16 protein-coding genes are annotated in these 18,574 nt (G+C 40.3%); 12 read left to right on the top strand and 4 right to left on the bottom strand.

Features of this window, described 5'->3' with window-relative positions; translation table 11 throughout:
• Positions 1 to 10 precede the first annotated feature (10 nt).
• The 8 genes from LI126_RS01250 (at position 11) to LI126_RS01215 (ending at position 10,842) form a co-directional block, all read left to right on the top strand.
• A complete protein-coding gene (locus LI126_RS01250) occupies positions 11 to 634 on the top strand; it encodes a DUF5038 domain-containing protein (protein ID WP_227164665.1) in 624 nt (207 codons plus the stop codon).
• Positions 631 to 3,813, top strand: coding sequence for a TraG/VirB4 family ATPase (locus LI126_RS01245; protein ID WP_227164664.1), 3,183 nt, complete (start codon positions 631 to 633; stop codon positions 3,811 to 3,813). Before LI126_RS01250 ends, LI126_RS01245 begins: the two co-directional genes overlap by 4 nt.
• 54 nt (positions 3,814 to 3,867) lie before the next feature.
• Positions 3,868 to 7,851, top strand: coding sequence for a VaFE repeat-containing surface-anchored protein (locus LI126_RS01240; protein WP_227164663.1), 3,984 nt, complete (start codon positions 3,868 to 3,870; stop codon positions 7,849 to 7,851).
• A 476-nt stretch (positions 7,852 to 8,327) separates the two neighbouring features.
• The gene (locus LI126_RS01235) at positions 8,328 to 8,597 is read left to right on the top strand and encodes a hypothetical protein (RefSeq protein WP_005340350.1); all 270 of its coding nucleotides are present in this window, start codon (positions 8,328 to 8,330) and stop codon (positions 8,595 to 8,597) included.
• A 123-nt stretch (positions 8,598 to 8,720) separates the two neighbouring features.
• Entirely contained in the window at positions 8,721 to 9,131 is a 411-nt protein-coding gene (locus LI126_RS01230) for a zinc-finger-containing protein (protein ID WP_004223692.1), read from the top strand.
• A 14-nt stretch (positions 9,132 to 9,145) separates the two neighbouring features.
• Complete coding sequence (locus LI126_RS01225; RefSeq protein ID WP_025580277.1) at positions 9,146 to 9,715, top strand: sigma-70 family RNA polymerase sigma factor; 570 nt, start codon at positions 9,146 to 9,148, stop codon at positions 9,713 to 9,715.
• A gap of 13 nt (positions 9,716 to 9,728) precedes the next feature.
• A complete protein-coding gene (locus LI126_RS01220) occupies positions 9,729 to 10,415 on the top strand; it encodes a hypothetical protein (protein ID WP_004223695.1) in 687 nt (228 codons plus the stop codon).
• A gap of 13 nt (positions 10,416 to 10,428) precedes the next feature.
• Positions 10,429 to 10,842 (top strand): hypothetical protein, encoded by a 414-nt coding sequence (locus LI126_RS01215; RefSeq protein ID WP_227164662.1) that lies wholly within the window; start codon positions 10,429 to 10,431, stop codon positions 10,840 to 10,842.
• 147 nt (positions 10,843 to 10,989) lie between these two features.
• Here LI126_RS01215 and LI126_RS01210 read toward each other — a convergent pair whose 3' ends face one another.
• From LI126_RS01210 to LI126_RS01200, 4 genes are all read right to left on the bottom strand, one after another.
• Positions 10,990 to 13,395, bottom strand: a complete 2,406-nt coding sequence (locus LI126_RS01210) for an ABC transporter permease (RefSeq protein ID WP_227164661.1) — start codon at positions 13,393 to 13,395, stop codon at positions 10,990 to 10,992.
• A 159-nt stretch (positions 13,396 to 13,554) separates the two neighbouring features.
• On the bottom strand, positions 13,555 to 13,707 hold the full coding sequence (locus LI126_RS01205) for a hypothetical protein (protein WP_181985298.1): 153 nt from the start codon (positions 13,705 to 13,707) through the stop codon (positions 13,555 to 13,557).
• 14 nt (positions 13,708 to 13,721) lie between these two features.
• Positions 13,722 to 13,856, bottom strand: a complete 135-nt coding sequence (locus LI126_RS15685) for a hypothetical protein (RefSeq protein ID WP_255651110.1) — start codon at positions 13,854 to 13,856, stop codon at positions 13,722 to 13,724.
• 317 nt (positions 13,857 to 14,173) lie between these two features.
• Positions 14,174 to 14,413, bottom strand: coding sequence for a flagellar export protein FliJ (locus LI126_RS01200; protein WP_227164660.1), 240 nt, complete (start codon positions 14,411 to 14,413; stop codon positions 14,174 to 14,176).
• 181 nt (positions 14,414 to 14,594) lie between these two features.
• On the opposite strand from LI126_RS01200, the gene mgtA reads away from it, so the two are divergent.
• The 4 genes from mgtA to LI126_RS01180 all read left to right on the top strand — a co-directional run bounded on the left by mgtA (position 14,595) and on the right by LI126_RS01180 (position 18,510).
• On the top strand, positions 14,595 to 17,258 hold the full coding sequence (gene mgtA, locus LI126_RS01195) for a magnesium-translocating P-type ATPase (RefSeq protein ID WP_227164659.1): 2,664 nt from the start codon (positions 14,595 to 14,597) through the stop codon (positions 17,256 to 17,258).
• A 14-nt stretch (positions 17,259 to 17,272) separates the two neighbouring features.
• Positions 17,273 to 17,776, top strand: a complete 504-nt coding sequence (locus tag LI126_RS01190; RefSeq protein WP_227164723.1) for a winged helix-turn-helix domain-containing protein — start codon at positions 17,273 to 17,275, stop codon at positions 17,774 to 17,776.
• A gap of 167 nt (positions 17,777 to 17,943) precedes the next feature.
• Positions 17,944 to 18,183, top strand: a complete 240-nt coding sequence (locus LI126_RS01185) for a conjugal transfer protein (RefSeq protein WP_227164722.1) — start codon at positions 17,944 to 17,946, stop codon at positions 18,181 to 18,183.
• Positions 18,184 to 18,198: 15 nt separating this feature from the next.
• A complete protein-coding gene (locus LI126_RS01180; protein WP_227164658.1) occupies positions 18,199 to 18,510 on the top strand; it encodes a DUF3784 domain-containing protein in 312 nt (103 codons plus the stop codon).
• The last annotated feature ends 64 nt before the right edge of the window (positions 18,511 to 18,574 follow it).

The following is an 18,574-nucleotide window of genomic DNA, read 5'->3' as shown; positions in this document are numbered from 1 at the left end:
GGAGACTCTTATGAACAGAAAAAAAGCAATTCTGGCTATCTTTATGATGGCCTTTTTAATTATCATCGGATTTGTCTTTCCCTCCATCTGGAAATCTCAAAAAGGAAACAAAGAATCCGAAACCGAAAATACGCAGCACGATGACAGTGAAAATGCCGAGACAGAACAAGCAGAAAATAACGAATCCATAATCTTTCAGGATTTTGAAGCTTTGGAAGACTTTTTCTCCAAGGAACAGGTGAAACTTTTTCAGGAAGAACTGACCTCCTATCTTAAAAACGTAAAACAGATGTCTCTAACTTCCATCCGTTTCCTTGCTGATGATACTACCTATCCCAATGCTTCTGATATTAATTTTTTGTTCCAGCTTCCGGATAAGTCCGTTCTTCCTGTGTACTACACTTCCTCTACTGGAAGATTCTTTTTCGGTGAGGAACGTACCCCTGATTCTGGAAAAGAAATCATCTATGAACGTCCGACAGATGACAAACTTCCTTCCATCACAACAGAGGAAATTGAACAGTTGCAAGAAGGAGGTTATGACAATACCTCCGTGAATTCGAAAAAAGCTGCCCCTGTCACAGAAGTTCCTGAAACCCCTTCCATGGAAGAACCAAAGGAGGTGCAGCCATGAACAATACTGAAGAACAACATCCTGTCTTCATCCCTCGCAATTTTATAGAAAAAGGGACCTTTATGGGCGGAATGTTTAAAATCCGTAATGCCATCGAAGGCGGTGTCCTGGCAATCCTGATCACCATTCCTGTTATCAATCTGCCTCTGACACTGACTGTCAGAATTATTATTCTCTGTATGACTGCTCTTCCTGCTGCTATGATTTCTTTAATTGGAATCGGTGGGGAGAGCATTACTGCGTTTTTAATGAACGCTCTGCGTTTTCTGAAAAACCGCCGGGTTATTTACCGTATGGATGTACATCCGGAGCCGAAAAAAAAGTACCGGATAAAAAAGCCCCGCAACAAAGAACCCAAAACCAAGAAACGCAAACGGCATCCAAAACAACCTGCAGAATCTTCTTCTGAAGAGAACTGCTCTCAGATGTCTTCTGAAGAGAAGGCAAAAGAATCCCCTGCTGTTAAAAAAAAAGAACGCCAACAGTTTGATACTTCTACAAAACGTGGAATACGCAAACAGGCTCGTGAAGACATCCGGATTCTTAAATATGAGTCCCGACAATTAAAAAAAGAACAAACCGCTGCACGTAAAAGTGCGAAAAGGCAGGCAAAACTTGAAAAACAACAGATAAAGCAGCAACTTTCGGAGGAACGAAAAAAAGAAAGAACTGCGAATAAAGCCTCCAACCAGTCATCTGCTGCTTCCGGGAAAAGCAAAAAGAAAAAACGAAAAGAAATCACCTTGGAAGATTATCTTCCTATTGATAAAATTGCCAATGGTGTTATCTACACGACAGACCATCGTTATGTAAAAATTCTGGAGATTGAACCGATCAATTTCCTTTTACGCAGTGCTAGGGAACAACAGGGGATCATTTTCAGCTTCATCTCCTACCTAAAAATCAGTCCTGTGAAACTGCAGATTAAGATGATCTCCAAAAAAGCGGATATCAACAAACATCTGGAACAGTCCCGTTTGGAAATGGAACGGGAATCAGATCCTAACTGCCGGCAGTTACAAAAAGACTATATCCAATTTGTCCGGCAGTTAAGTTCCAGAGAAGCGGTTTCCAGACGTTTTTTCCTAATCTTTGAATACGAACCTTTCAATGTGAATCGGAAGGTGGAGGAAAAGGAAATCCTGGCAGCTTTGGAAACTGCTGCACAGACCGCAAAAACCTTTCTATATCAATGCGGCAACGATGTGCTGGTTCATGACAATGAAGATGAGTTTACAACCGATGTACTCTACACTTTACTGAACCGTACCAAATGTACCGAAACACCTTTGCCAAAACGGATTAACCAGGTACTTACCCGCTATATGGAATCTGGCCGTGAGCAGGAAGTGGATAACATCCATATCAATGAATTCATTGCACCAGAGTCTTTGGACTTTAAGCACAGCAACTATGTGCTGGTAAATGGCATCTACCATTCTTACCTGCTGGTGCCGTGCGATGGTTACAAAGCAAAAGTAATGCCAGGTTGGCTGTCCCTGCTTATCAATGCTGGCGAAGGAATTGACATTGACTTTTTTCTGCATAAACAGCCCAAAGATAAGATCCAGCAACGTCTTGGACAGCAAATCCGTATCAACCGTTCAAAGATCAAAGATGCCTCTGATACCAATGCGGATTTTGATGATCTGGATTCTGCCATCCGTTCCGGCTATTTCCTCAAACAGGGACTTGCTAATAATGAAGATTTCTATTACATGAATCTTTTGATTACGATTACGGCAGGTGATCTGGAAGAATTGCAATGGCGGATTCAGGAGATGAAAAAACTTCTCATCTCACAGGATATGGATCTGCGGTCTTGTTACTTCCTGCAAGAACAGGGATTTTTATCTTCCCTTCCTCTTGTAAACCTGGATAAGAAGCTCTATGAACTCTCAAAACGAAATGTCTTAACCACCGGAGCTGCCAGTTGCTATCCTTTCGTCAGCTACAGCATTTGCGATGACAACGGCATCCTATTTGGAGTAAATAAGCATAACAACTCTTTAGTGATTGCTGATATTTTTGACTCCAAACAATATAAAAACTCCAATATTGCGATTCTTGGCACTTCTGGATCCGGAAAAACCTTTACCATGCAGACTATGGCACTTCGTATGCGGCGTAAAGGAATCCAGGTATTTATCATCGCACCGTTAAAAGGTCATGAGTTTTATCGGGCTGCCAGAAATGTAGGAGGAACCTTTATCCAGATTTCTCCTGCCAGCCAAAACTGCATCAATGTCATGGAAATCCGAAAAGTAGATAACTCTGTCAATGAGCTGCTGGACGGTCCAACTTTAGACGCATCTGCCTTAGCCAGTAAGATTCAACGTCTGCACGTTTTCTTTTCTCTGCTCATTCCAGATATGAGCCATGAGGAAAAACAGCTTTTGGACGAAGCACTGATTAAAACCTATGCAAGAAAGGGAATCACCCATAAGAATGAATCCCTCATTGATCCCAAACACCCGGATCATTATAAAGCGATGCCAATTCTTGGCGATGTATATGATGTTTTGATGGAAACCGAAGATACCAAACGACTGGCTCACATCCTGAACCGTCTTGTCCATGGCTCTGCTTCCTCTTTTAACCAGCAGACCAATGTAGATCTGACCAATAAATATACCGTTTTGGACATTTCAGAGCTGACTGGTTCCAGTGATCTCTTAACGGTAGGGATGTTTGTTGCTCTGGACTATGTATGGGATAAAGCCAAAGAAAATCGTACCGAAGAAAAAGCCATTTTCGTAGATGAAGTATGGCAGCTCATCGGTGCCTCCAGTAACCGCCTGGCCGCTGAATTCGTTTTGGAGATTGCCAAGATCATCCGGGCATACTCTGGTGCCGGTATTTTTGCAACCCAGGACCTCAATGACTTTTTTGCTCTTGATGACGGAAAATATGGAAAAGGCATTATCAATAACTGTAAAACCAAAATTATTCTTAACATGGAAGATGAAGAGGCACAACGTGTAAAAACCATTCTTCGTCTTTCCGAAACCGAAGTTATGAATATCACCCATTTCCAACGTGGAAACGGACTGATTTCAACAAACAATAATAATATCACTGTGGAATTTAAAGCTTCCAACCTGGAAAAAGAATTAATTACCACAGACCGACAGGAACTCCTGGAAATCTTGAAACGCCAGGATAAAAAAGTCGGTTAATGTTACCTGCAGCCCGAATGTGGCTGCTTTTCTTTTTAACAAAGGAGGAGATTTATGTTAAAACCAGCAAAACAACCTCATATCCGGCTAACCGCCCTTTTTCTTTGTGTCACGATGTTTCTTAGCACACTCTTTTTCAATGCTCATACCGCTTATGCTGCTGATGGAACCATTGATTATACGGCAGGAGCCAAAATTCCATACGGGGACTATTATACTTCCCGCATGAGCTTTGATGGAAATAACACGGCTTATTGCGTAGAACCATTAAAGAAAACACCAGCTTCCGGAAAATATCCTTATAACCTTTTGGGAAAAAATTCCCCACTCAGAAAAGCTCTTTACTACTTAAACGGTGGATATGGTTATGAAAAGGTAATAAAAGATCAATATTTCCAAGGATGGTCCGATGACAATTCTTATGTCATTGGTCATCTGGTCGTTGCCTATATCCATGCAGGAAATAATGGGGACACTGGTGCTTTTCATGGTGCACCCCAAAATTATATTGACAAAGCATTGGAAGTTGCCAACGCCATTGAAGGGCTTCCTGCCCCACCAGAATCCTTCCGTGCTTTTATCGTTCCTGGCGATGCTTCCCAAACTTTTGTAGGAAGCTGGTATCAGGTTCCAAACGGCTTTATCGAACTGCAGAAATCTTCTGCCAATACCGATATTTCCGATAAAAATGGCAATTACTCTTTAGAAGGAGCCCAATACGGAATCTACAAAGGGGAAGAACTGGTAGAAACTCTTGTTACCGATAAAAAAGGATATGCAAAATCCAAAGAACTGGCAGAAGGAAGTTACACCGTCAAAGAAATCAGTGCCCCAGAAGGGTTTGCTATAGATACTTCCGCCCATAATGTTACGGTAAAAGCAGAAGGAACATCTACCGTAAAAGTAAAGGACATTCCTCAAAATAATCCCGTAAAACTGCTCCTTAAAAAGCTGGATGCTGACACCCAGCAAAATTCTGCACAGGGAACCGGCTCTCTCGCCAATGCCGAATTTACAATAAAATTCTATACAGAGCAGTCAGCTACCGATCCCGGAGCAAATGGAAAGAAACCGGTTCGCACCTGGATATTTAAAACAGATGCCTCTGGAGAAATCCATTTTACAAAAGATTATTTGGTATCCGGGGATGAATTTTTCTATGCCAGTGATGGAAAGACTGCCTGCTTCCCACTGGGTACAGTAACCGTACAGGAAACCAAAGCCCCTGCCGGCTATCTTCCAAACGAATCTGTTTTCGTACAGCAAATCACCAGTACCGGTACGGAAGAAACCATCTCCATTTATAACGCTTCTTCTGTCGAAGAACAGGTCTTCCGAGGCGGCGTCAAAATTCAGAAGCGGGATCTGGAAACTCAGGGAACACAGGCACAAGGAACCGCATCTCTTGCAGATGCCGAATTTACCATTACCACTTTGAACAAACAGCCGGTATGGGTAGGTGGAAAGCTCTATGAAAATGGTCAGGCAGTGCTTACAATCAAATCGGATGCACATGGTATTGCTGCAAGTGCCGCTGATGCCCTGCCCCTTGGACATTACCGGATAGAAGAAACCAAAGCGCCTTCCGGATACCTAACCGATGGTGCAAAGGCTCTCGAATTTGACATCACCCAAAATGGAGAAATCGTAGATTTAACAACAGAAGAGACTTCTGTTTCTAACCAGATTATCCGTGGCGGTGTCAAAATCCAAAAACGGGATCTGGAAACGGGAGAAGCCAAACCACAGGGAAATGCTTCTTTAAAGGATGCAGAATTTACAATCACCAATCTTGGTCCAAATCCTGTTCTTGTGGATGGAACCCTTTACGAAAAAGATCAAGTAGTTCTCACTTTGAAGACAGATGAAAAAGGGCTTGCTTCCACAAAAAAAGATACTCTCCCTTATGGACATTACCGGGTTGATGAGACAAAAGCACCGGAAGGTTATTTGAACGAGGGAAAACTCTCTCAGGAGTTTCATATCACAGAAAATGGGAAAATTTTGGATTTAACTGCAAAAGAAACAGCGATTTCCAATCAGGTAATCCGTGGCGATTTAGAATTCGTAAAGGTATCTGACGGAGATTTAAACCGGCTGGCAAATGTCCCATTTTCCATTACCTCCAAAACTACAGGAGAAAGTCATACCATTGTAACAGACAAAAATGGCTATGCCAGTACTTCCTCAGAATGGAATAAGCACACTACAAATACCAATCGTGGGGAAACTTCTGAAGACGGAATCTGGTTTGGCTCTTCTAAACCTGATGATGCCAAAGGAGCCCTGATTTATGACACCTACATTTTGGAAGAACAACGCTGCGATTCCAATGAAGGTATGAACCTCTTAAAAATTGAGGTCTCTGTATACAAAAATCACGTAGTCGTGGATATGGGAACTTTAACGGATGATCAGATTACCATTGGAACTACTGCCCTTGACAAAGACAGCAACTCCCACTTTGCCAAACCAGAAGAAAAAATCACTCTGGTTGATACCGTAGAATACGAAGGCTTAAAGAAGGGACAGTCTTATAAGCTCATCGGCACACTGATGGATCAGGAATCCGGAAAGCCAATTGAAATAGATGGAAAACCTGTCACAGCAGAAACCACCTTCAAACCAAAAAAATCTTCTGGTTCTGCAAAAGTGACCTTTACGTTCAATGCCTCTTCTCTGAAGGGCAAAACAATCGTAGTATTTGAAGAACTGTACCAGGAGGATTTAAAACTGGCTGTTCATGCGGACATTACAGATCAGGATCAGACTATCTATTTCCCAGAAATCGGGACCACTGCAAAAGATAAGGAAACAGATATGAATCTTTCCCAGGCAGATAAAGAAGTTACCCTTGTAGATACGGTAGCTTACAAAAATCTTCTGCCCGGCGAAGAATATGTTATGACTGGAACCCTTATGGATAAAGAAACCGGAAAACCTGTCGAAATAGATAAGAAAGAGGTTACTGCCGAAACCACATTTACTCCTAAAGAATCCTCTGGAACGGTAGATGTGATTTTTTCTTTTGATGGGACTTCCCTTGCCGGAAAAACCGTAGTTGTTTTTGAATCTGCTACTTATGACGGCAAAGAATTTGCAACACACGCTGATCTTGAAGATAATGGGCAGACCATCTACTTCCCGGAAATTGCTACCACTGCAAAAGACAAAGCAGACGGAGATCATTTTGCCAAAACCGATAAAGAGATTACTATTGTTGATACGGTTAAATATAGTAACCTAATTCCAGGAAAAGAGTATGCACTTACCGGTACCTTGATGGACAAAGAGACAAAAGAACCTCTTCAGGCAGATGGTAAACCGATTACTGCCACTACGACCTTTACTCCTGAAGATGCCTCTGGCAGTATTGAACTTACCTTTACATTTGATGGCAGCATCCTGTCCGGCAAAACAATTGTTGTCTTTGAGTCTTTAACGTATCAGGAAAAAGAGATTGCTGTTCACGCCGATATAGAAGACCATGAACAGTCTATCTACTTCCCGGGAATTGGAACTACTGCGAAGGACAAAGCGGATGGGGATCAGGAAGCCGTTGCTACGAAAGAAGTAACCATCATTGACACCGTATCCTACCAAAATCTGATTCCGGATACTCCATACAAACTGGTCGGCACACTGATGGACAAAACAACCCAAAAGGAAGTTATGATTGATGGAAAACCTGTCACGGCAGAAACAGAATTTACACCAAAGGATTCCAATGGTTCTGTCGAAGTCATCTTCACTTTTGATGGAAGCACATTGGCTGGACATGATGTAGTCGTTTTTGAAAAACTTTTTTCCCTTGAAGGAGAAACAGCACTTGAAATTGCTTCCCATGAGGATCTGGACGATAAAGGACAGACGATAAAACTTACGGAAGCTCCAAAAGACACACCTGAACCTTCCAAACCAGTCAAGACCGGAGATGAAACAACCGTTCTTCCTTATCTTTTACTGGCAGGTGCCGCACCCCTCTTTGCTGCAGGATTTGGTATCTTATATATCCGTAAGCGGAAAAAAGATAAGTAACTATCAATAGATATGCTCACAGGCAGCTTATTACGGCTGCCTGCTATAAAGGTGATGAATATGGAACAATCTCGTTGTAATGCCGATGCCAAACACATCCGGCATTTTTTAGATATTTGTGATGGAAATTGGCATTCCTGTATTTATGTTCGCTGTGTTTCCTGTAAAACCCCAGGTTATTGTAATGGCCCACACTTCTTATATCATCCAGATGAAAACGGCAGTCCATGTGTCCTGCCCATGGCAGATGCCCGTATGCTCTTCTCCCGCATACCGGAACCAACGGAATGTCTATCCGCCATAACACTGGAACAATTTCAGTCTTTATATGGACTCTACTTTGCAAAAGAAGCATTGACCGATAAGCCATGTCCTTGTTTTGCTTTACTGCGGCACCAGGAAGCATCTCATTATCACTGGTAAAAGGTTGCACTTTTGGCACTTTCTGCGTACAGGATAAGAAAGGAGGCGATTTTATGTTGAATTTCACTGCTATGATTCAAGGAATCGATACAATATTTACGAACTTTATTTTTATTCCTGCACTTTTAATCCTGTACCTGAAGTTTCGTCCGAGAAAGCCCTGGAACAAACGCACCAGAAATCTGTATCGGCTATGTATAGCTCTGATTTCTGTTTATGTCATCCGGATTTTCTGTGCAGGGTTCATCTTTACACCAGTAAATTACTCACGTTTTGCAGACAGCGGTTTCTTTCCGCTTATCAAGGCACTGTTCTATTCTTAGATTTTCTGCCATTTTGTGCCATTTAGTCCGAATCTGGGAGTAGTTTCTATGCCCATCCTATGGGAATTCATCACCTGCTTTCTTACAATATACGTATAAAACACGTAAGCGAGGTGAATCTTTATGAAACAGAAACAAATCCGCTGCCCATACTGCGGCAGCATCGCAATTTTAAGGGATGCGTCCTATGTATATGGAAATAAAGCGAAAGATGGAAAACTCTATGTGTGCAGTCACTTCCCACAGTGTAATTCTTATGTAGGAGTTCATCCTGGCACTACCAATGCCAAAGGAAAACTGGCAAACAAAGAGCTTCGGCAAAAAAGGATCCAAGCACACCGGGTATTTGACCAGATATGGCTAAACCACATCTTTACGAAATCGGAGGCTTACCGCTGGATTGCTGATAAATTCTGTCTGACTGCCAAGGAAGCACACATCGGAGAATTTAGCACTTATATGTGTGATCAACTAATTCTGGAATCCATGAAGATTCTGGAGAATAACCATATCCCTCTCAGGGCCATTGGTTGAAAGGGGGGATATGTATGATCATCCCGATGACAGATGATGAACGCCGATTGACAGAGGAGTACTTATATTTGGTACCTGAAATGGTAAAAAAATTGACTTCCCGTTGTGCTTATGTCTCATACGATGAGCAGCAAGACCTTCTGCAAGCCGGAAACTTAGCTTTATGCAAAGCCGCCATGAACTATGACAACACCCGTCCCTTTGCAGTTTACGCCAAAGTTGCCATACGAAATGCCATTTACAGTTATTGGAGAAAACTGCAAAAAGAACGAAAATACACCTGTTCCATGTATGCATCTTCCGAATTTGACATGGAACCCCTGCTTGTAGACCAAAAAACCGAACTATGGCAGGAACAATGTATGAACCAGGAACCCATTTATAAGCACCTGCAGTCCTTAGAAGCGAGAAGCTGCAATACACTAAGAAAAGGAATACATGCCCTGCTCCTGCAGCAAAAAGGATATACCAACCAAGAAATTTCCAAACATTATGGTGTCCCAATGAATCATGTCCGGGCATGGCAAAGCAAAGCCCGGAAATACTTACAGCAGGATACCAAATTATATACTCTTTTATCTTGAAGGGAGAACGATTATGCTGACACTTTATACTGCAGTCGGAATCCTACGATTCCAGGATTCCATAAAGGAACATAAAACACCGACTGTTATCAATAACCGGCAGGAATACGGACTGACAGAAGAAGAATTCTTTCTGTGGAGCAGCCTCGCATTTCAAATCCGACAGATCCATGAATTGCAGTCTGCTTTTTCCGAACGCTTGAAAAAACATCACCGTTCGGAAAATATCCCCATTGAACCTTACCTGAATCGGCTGCTGCTTCGAGGACTGGTTGTAAAAGGGGATGGTTTAACTGGTGTGGATGCCCTGTACCGCCTCTTAGGAGAACTTTATATCAGCCCATTGCAGGACAGTTTTTCAGTACGGCTTTTTACCTGCATCTATCTCTGCATGAAGAAAAAACTGCACACAAAGGAACTGATCCATTATCTAAAAAAGCCGGCACGGACTGCTATAGAGGACACGGTACTCCAAATAGCAAAAAAAGTACAGATTTCTACGGCAGAGCTTGTAACCTGTGTAGAACAGGGCATCCATCCACAAAATACAGAGCAACTTTTGACGCAGCTCTATGAAACCTCGGATGCAACATTCCGTACCCTGGCACAGGATATCCAATTCACCCATGCCGGTTATCCTGTACTGGAAGCCATCAGTAATTTGTACCTCAATAAACAGATTGCATTTGAAAAATTATAGGAAGGAGCAAATTATGCCAAAACCATTTCTTAATAAGCTGATTGTCCATGGGGCAATCGGCTTTTTCTGTGTCCTATTTGGATGTATTTACGGATTTATAACAGACGACCAGATATTTCTCCTTATGAGTCTTTGCATCGGTGTTGGAACTGCCATACGAATTGTGAGTCTGCTACATACCATCAAGATGCATGACTATACCGAATTAACTGGAACCTGTACAAAACGTGAAGTCAGCCCACTTACCAAGAAACAGAAAATTATTTTCCGTTCCACTGACCAGAAAGAATATCACTTTACATTCGATAAAAATATCCGCCTTTTATCTGGACATTATTATCGCCTATATTTCCGGAATGTAGCAAACCTTTCGGGTGAAGAAAAGGTTACTCCGGATTTACTTGCGTATGAAGAACTCTCCCTCTAGTTGAAAATTGTTCTCCTAAAAGTTGCTAAAATTGCTTACCAAAACAGAAGCAGCTATGCTATTTTCACATACCCGCTTCTGTTTTGGATTTATTCTGTTTTCCTTTTTTCTTTATCTGAAATATTTTGTTTACAGATTATAATAATCTTATTCAATTGTTTTAATACGCTCTACTAAGGTTCCTTTCTTCACATATCGAATCACAAAAAAAGAATATGCTCCTGCCATAAATACAAGTGCTATGAAGTAAAATGACACTTGCAAAATAGGAAAACTAAAATGCAATGTTCCCAATGTTCCCACTTGATTAAATACTGTGCATAAAATATAGCCTGCAAAAGTCCCGAATGTCAACGTTATTATCGCCGTTTCTACGATATAATATAAACATTCTGTTTGAAGTATTTTGACAAATTGTTTGTTTGTTAATCCTATTGCTTGTAAAATCGCAAATTCCTGTTGCCTTGATATGATATTTGTCATTAAAGTATTAATCATATTAATAACACCAAAAACGGCCACAAATAAAACTAGACAATATAACGGAATTTTAATTTTATTCACTTCACTTTTCAACTGCATCATCACATCGCTGATACTCGAAATTTCTATTTCTCCATTACTCTGCATTAAATCAAAAATTTGTTTTTCTACATCTGACAGCTTATCTTCTACATCTATAAAACAGTTCATATTAAAATTTGCTACATTTCCTTTTATTTCACACAATAGCTCTTCTGGAAAAAAGAAAATAGGGGTTGCTACCCCAAGGGTAGGTGCCTCACAAATACCCATTACTGTAAACTCTTTCCAGATCCCTGTATCCGTCTGAACTTCTATTATATCACCGATTTTGGGAGTATATTGATAATAATTAGTTAACAACTTTTCCGAATTGTCAACAATAACGCCTTTTCCTTTGATTAGCTTTTGATGATCAGCCGTTCCCTCTATCAGTCCTCGTGAGAAATTAGTATATTGATCTTTTGGTATTCCTATATTGGAAAAGAAATGGTTATTGCCATCGTTAGATGCAACTGGAAATTTCATATTAGAAATACAACCTTGTACATATTCAATTTTTTTCACACCCTCTATCCCAAGAATACTCTTTTCCATATTTTCATTTAGCGGATTTCCAACTTGCAGATCGTTAAAATCTTTCGCCCTATCCTTCGCTTGTACAGTTAATGGATCCAGAGAAATCATAATATCACCTTTTGGAAATTGCTGTTTCGCCATACTTTTTACATCAATTGAATTCGTATATGTAGCAACACACATAAGCAGTACTCCAGAGATTCCCAAAGATATTAATGTTAATAAGGCTTTTCTTTTGTTTCTATTAAAGTTCATTTTTGCAAGGGAATATGGTGTTATCTTCCGGCGTGCTCTTTTCGTATTTACCTTTGGTATTGTATCAATTTCGTTTATTCTTAATGCCTCAATCGGAGATATCTTTGAAGCTTTTTTCGCAGGAGCATGAATAGCAATTAATAAAGCAATTTCTGTAACCATGGCAATTATTACAATACACTTATATGTTGTAATCCAACTCCATCCATTAGGAACTGTAAAATATCCCAAAATACACCCAACCACAATTCCTACAGGAATTGCCACTATTGACAATCGCAAACCTTCTTTTTGTACGATACATCTAATTTGTTTTTGAGTTGCACCAATTACTTTTAGTCTACCATACTCTTGTGTCTTTTCAATAGATGAAATGTAAAATATACTATAGATGACTAGAGAACATGCAAATATAATAAAAATACTTGCCAGTACAATTACTATTACTTCTACTGTAGATTTCTCTTCTGATAATCCAAAGTAAGTAGAGCTATACATAACATACTGACTAGGTACATTGCTCTGCTTCGCAATTTTTTCTATCATCATTTTTAAGGTCTCACTATCAATATTAGTAGCATTTTTTAAGGAAATCAATATATCATAACTACCATTTTTATCATACTGATTATACAATGCTTCCGATATCAAAATTTTATATATTCTGGAAGTATTGCTATTAGGTATAATTCCACAAATAGTAAATTCTTGCTTTTCTCCAATCGGTATATTCAATAAGATTTTCTGATTAAGTTTAATAGGCATATTAATGTTCTCTAAATATGCCTGTTCCACTACAACTTCATTTTTTTTCTCTGGCATCCTTCCTAATAAGTTCGATGTCCCTTTTAATTTAAGTGCATTACTATCTTTATAATATATATCAAGCGTATAGTCACCTACACGCTCTGTTCCAAGAGATGCCTCTTTACCAATCATTTCAATTTGTTCATTGTTTTTTAGTGTTGCAAAAATATTATCTGTACTTTTAATAAATGATGCCTGATAACGACCTTGCAAATATAATTTCGTTTCTCTACTGACACCAAGATTATATAATGACAAAAAAACCATTAGTGCTACAGCAAGGAGAATTGTTGTTATAACAAATCTATTCCTCCGTTTATCTACTTGGATGCTTCTGGCTGTTAGCTTCCTTATAGCACTATTAGCACTTTTACCCAAAAGAAAAAACATATGTTGTCCTCCTCGTATTAATGTAGCTATCAGGTATTACTTAAATCTTCCATTTATTTTATATTTCTCTTATTTTGTTCACATAGGAACCACCAAACCGGTTATAAATCATACTGGTTTGGTGATTCTCACTTTTCAAACAACTATCTATTTACCTTATTAGCTATTGGTTGAGAGGAACGAACCATTTCCGAAACAATCTGTCATACAATGTACTTTCTGTAAATCACATTTCTCATACCAACCATATACATTAACTTCTTCTACAGACAGTTCTTCTTTTGACTCACTTGTTACATTTTTAATATCCATAATCTTCTCCTTCCTTACACATCGGTAGTTAACAACGCTCCACCACCAATGCAATCAATTAGACATCCTATTCTTACATCGCCACATCCGCCAAGATAAACATTAACTTCTTCTTCCAAAAGTTCTGTTCTAATTTCCTGCTCTTTCATTGTATTACCTCCTTAATAAATTCATCTAAGATATCTTCGACACTCATAATATAAATCATTCAAAATATTTTCCGCTATCATTATTGCCTAAATTAACTTTTTTCTTCCCTAGTTGGACTATATCTAAAATTCATTAATTTTATATCCAAACAACTTTAGATTTACTACTAACAAATAATTTTCTCTAAAAAGCTTTTAGCAATCACACTCTCATTTCGGTAAGAATTCAATCAAATTTATTACATCTAACAATTTCCCATAGCATATTAAAAATACCGCTACAGGTTCACCACCCATAACGGCATTTCTCCTTTACCTTATTCAGCCTTTTTTTCATTACCGGATTTTAAATACATCATTACTTCTTCAACAGTTTTTCCGGAAGCAAGCAATGCACTAAATATTTCATCCTTCTGCTTCTCTTCTATCTTTTTTTGAAGCTCTTTTGCTTTATGACGCAGTTCCTTTAAATCGGACTCTTTTGTACGAATCTCCTGTTCCACATACTCCAGTTGCTCTTCCAAAGATGTGTTTTCCAGTTTTTTTCGTCTTGCCATAATGCATCCTCCTAATAATTTTTCCTCATTCTACCACATTTTACCGATTCTGAAAAGGTCGTAGCGTTTAGAATAAATCTCTCCAACGAATCGCAAGAAAAAAGCAAGAATATAAATCTGTTATTTTCACAACTCTATGTTAAAATGTTCTTACTCATACTGAGAAAGGAGGAACCTATTTTTGTCGAAAGCAACACTATTTGACAGCCGTATCAAAAAATACGCTTACTGTAAGCCGCCAGAAATCTGCCGGGATCTTGGTACATCTGCCCTTGGACTATCCAAAGAACAAGTGGATACAATGCGGGAAAGATATGGTAAAAACAGTTTTCAGGAACGTAAAACAGATACCACCATCCAGCGATTGCGGCGAGCGTTTATTAATCCATTTCATGTGATTCTATTTATTTTAGGTATTGTTTCTCTTGTTACGGATGTTTTTATGGCTTCTAATTTTACACGGAATGCTACTACTGCCCTTATCATTTTTTCCATGATTGTAATCAGCGGTGTCATCCGTTTAATTCAGGAGCTGCGGGCGAAAAGCACAGCCGCACAGCTTGACCGTTTGATTCACGAAAAGGTTACCGTAAGACGGAATGGGGAACTACGGGAAATCCCTGGTGAAGAATTAGTGGTAGGCGATCTGGTTCTGTTTTCTGCTGGTGATCGTGTTCCAGCGGACATCCGGCTGACAAAAGTAACCGATCTATTCATTTCCCAGGCCGCTATCACTGGAGAAAGCGCCATTTTGGAAAAAAGCTGCCGTACACTTTGTTACAAAGAACAGGAACCCATAACACAATTGGAAAATCTTGCGTTTATGGCAACCACAGTTATCAGCGGAAAAGGGGAAGGCATTGTGTTAGCTGTAGGAACGGATACGCTGTACGGAGGATTTACCAAACCGGATTCCGAAGATAAAAATTCTTTTCAAAAAGGAGCCAATTCCATTGCCTGGGTCATGATCCGGTTTATGGCAGTTTTGGTTCCCATTGTATTTCTTATATTGGGAATCACAGGTGGAAAGTGGCTGGAATCCTTTGCATTCGCACTGTCTGTAGCGGTAGGGCTGATGCCGGAAATGCTCCCCATGGTCATCACTGCCTGCCTTGCAAAAGGAAGCCTTGCTATGGGTAAAAAACAGACCATCATCAAAGATCTGAACGCCATGCAGAGCTTTGGAAGCATGGATGTGCTTTGTATGGATAAAACAGGAACACTGACCAATGAAAGTATCCTGCTGGAATATTATATGGATATTCTGGGCAATGAAAATACAGAGGTCCTGGATCTGGCTTATTTGAACAGTTCCTATCATTCCGGCGTCCGTAATCCCATTGACAATGCCATTCTTGCCTGTAAATCCATGCCAGGCAGGGAAATCCATTATGCCAAGCTTCTAACAGAATATCAGAAGAAAGATGAAATTCCCTTTGACTATACTCGTAAGTTTGTCAGTACCCTTGTGCAGGACAGTACCGGAAACAGCCATCTGATTATGAAAGGGGATATTGCACACATCCTTTCCCGATGCAGTCATGTAGAATATCGTGGAACACGACTTCCTATGGAGAAAGATGCCAGACAAAGCGTATTTTCTGTGGTAGGGGAAATGCTGCAGGATGGGATGAAGGTTATTGCTGTGGCTCGGAAAAATGTGGGAACACGAAAGGAAATCACACCTGACGATGAAAAGGATATGACTTTGGTTGGTTATCTGTCTTTCTTTGATGCCCCAAAACAGACGGCAAGCGAATCCGTAACAGCACTGAAGAGATTAAAAGTAATCCCGAAGATCCTGACCGGAGACCAGGCAGCCATTGCACTCTCCGTCTGCCGCCGGGTTGGAATCTCTGCGGAACATATTCTGACCGGCACCCAACTGGATGAAATGACAGACTGTGAACTGAAAAAGGTGGTAGAAGAAACCCATGTTTTTGCAGAGCTTACTCCCGGTCAGAAAGTGCGTCTGGTTTCTGCACTCAAAGAGAATGGTCATACCGTTGGATTTCTTGGAGATGGAGTCAACGACATCCCTGCACTAAATGAGGCAAATGTGGGAATTTCTGTAGATACAGCAGTGGACGCTGCCAAAGATGCTGCTGATGTTGTACTGCTGCAAAAAGACTTAAATGTATTGGAGCAGGGTGTCCTGGAAGGGCGAAAGACTTTTACCAATATGCTGAAGTATATTAAAATCACTGCAAGTTCCAACTTTGGAAATATTTTTTCCATCATTTGTGCCAGTGCATTTTTACCGTTTCTTCCTATGACCTCCATCCAGATCCTGCTTCTGAATCTGTTATATGATACGCTGTGTATCGTACTTCCCTGGGACAATGTAGATGAGGAAGAAATACTGTCCCCAAGAGACTGGTCCGGCAAGACACTGAAACAGTTTATGCTCTCTTTCGGACCAATCAGTTCCCTGTTTGATATTGTGACTTTCCTGTTTTTGTATTATTTCCTATGTCCTGCACTGTGCGGAGGGGCAACTTACCTGCAGCTTACCGATCCTTCCCTAAAACTTCAGTACGCTGCTTTATTCCAGACAGGCTGGTTTTTGGAGTCCATGTGGACACAGGTTTTGATCCTGCATTTCCTTCGTACTGCCAAAATCCCGTTTCTCCAAAGCAGGGCATCTGCACCGGTCATCTCTATCACTTTGGTGGGGATTCTTGCTTTTACAGCCCTTACGTTTACCAGCGGGGCATCACTGTTTGGACTGACAAAATTACCGCTTTGGTATTTTGCCTTTTTGCTGCTTGTGGCATTTTTCTATATGCTGCTAAGTTCCGTAACCAAATATTTTTATAAGAACAAATATCAAGAGTTGATTTAAAGGAGGCGTTCATGATGAAAAAGAATATCAGTTATATTCCCATGGATCATGCCCTTGAAATCTGGCTCTTGGAAAAATTATTAAGGGAACCGCCGGAAAGTGCTTATACAAAAGAGCTTCTTTCCGGTATTCAGGACATGATAAGCGGAGAAGTATCCTCGCTGTTATTAGGAGCCTTAGAAGATAAAGAGGTGGCCATTGGTGTACACTCGGATGAACTTCTGATCGGTGATCTGGAAATTCATCCAAGGAGCCGGAAAGTCCTGATGAAAGGTTCTGAAATCAGCCTGACACCAAAGGAATTCGATATTTTGTATTTTCTGGCTAAGAATCGTGGAGAAGTATTTACAAAAGAACAGATTTACCGTGCAGTATGGGAGGAGGATTATCTTCTGGATAACAGTAACATCATGGCTTTTATCCGGAAACTGCGAAAAAAGATTGAACCTGCCCCGGATTCTCCCACATACATTTTAACAATCTGGGGGATTGGTTACAAGTTTAATGATGAGTTATGAAAAAGGCGGACTGAGACCATTTTAGGTTCCAGCCCGTCTATTTTCTTGCCAAATCGCAAGAAAATCGCAAGACTTTAGCCATAGGATTCCCCTGCTGTTTTTTATATACTTTTCGTGGTCAAAGAAACGTATCCACAAATACGGTAATGATTCATACCAATTGGGAGGTGTTGCAATTGAAGCGAAAACGAAAAGATTTGAAAGGAGCAATCCTTTTTGCTCCCTACCCCATATTTACAATCCTATGCAGCTATCTGGGCTGGCATTTCTCTGGATATAGAATGATTATCTTTCAGTTTTGGTATCAGGTAAGTGCTGTGGTCTGGGTTATTCTTGCTACCACCATGATTGTACTTATCACCAAACTTTTGAAACTAACAAAACGAAGCAACCGCTTCTATCACTAAAAGGAGGATCAGACAATGGACTTTACCTGCATTTTTTTTGGAATCCTATTTACCCTTGCCGGTCTTTGGTTTGCCTTTGGAAAAGGCTACCTTCATCTTTCCCTATGGAAAAATATGCCGCAAAAAGAGAAGGATAAACTCCGAATTATCCCTCTTTGCCGCAATATCGGAGGAATCATTACCTTAAACGGTGTCATCTTTCTGGTAAAAGGATTTTTGCCCTTATTTTCAAGCCACTGGTTTGTATATGCGATGATTGCATGGATGATACTTGCCGGCTTAGATGTCTGGTATATCGAAAAAAGCAACCGATACCGCAGACCGTAATTCCCATTGCGGTTTTACATAGATAGCTTTTAAAGATTGTGAGGTGAAAGACATGGACTCTGAA

It is taken from the genome of Mediterraneibacter sp. 210702-DFI.5.30 (genome assembly GCF_020560115.1).
Lineage (GTDB): Bacteria > Bacillota > Clostridia > Lachnospirales > Lachnospiraceae > Mediterraneibacter > Mediterraneibacter faecis.
This window is presented reverse-complemented; position numbering and strand designations above follow the sequence as displayed.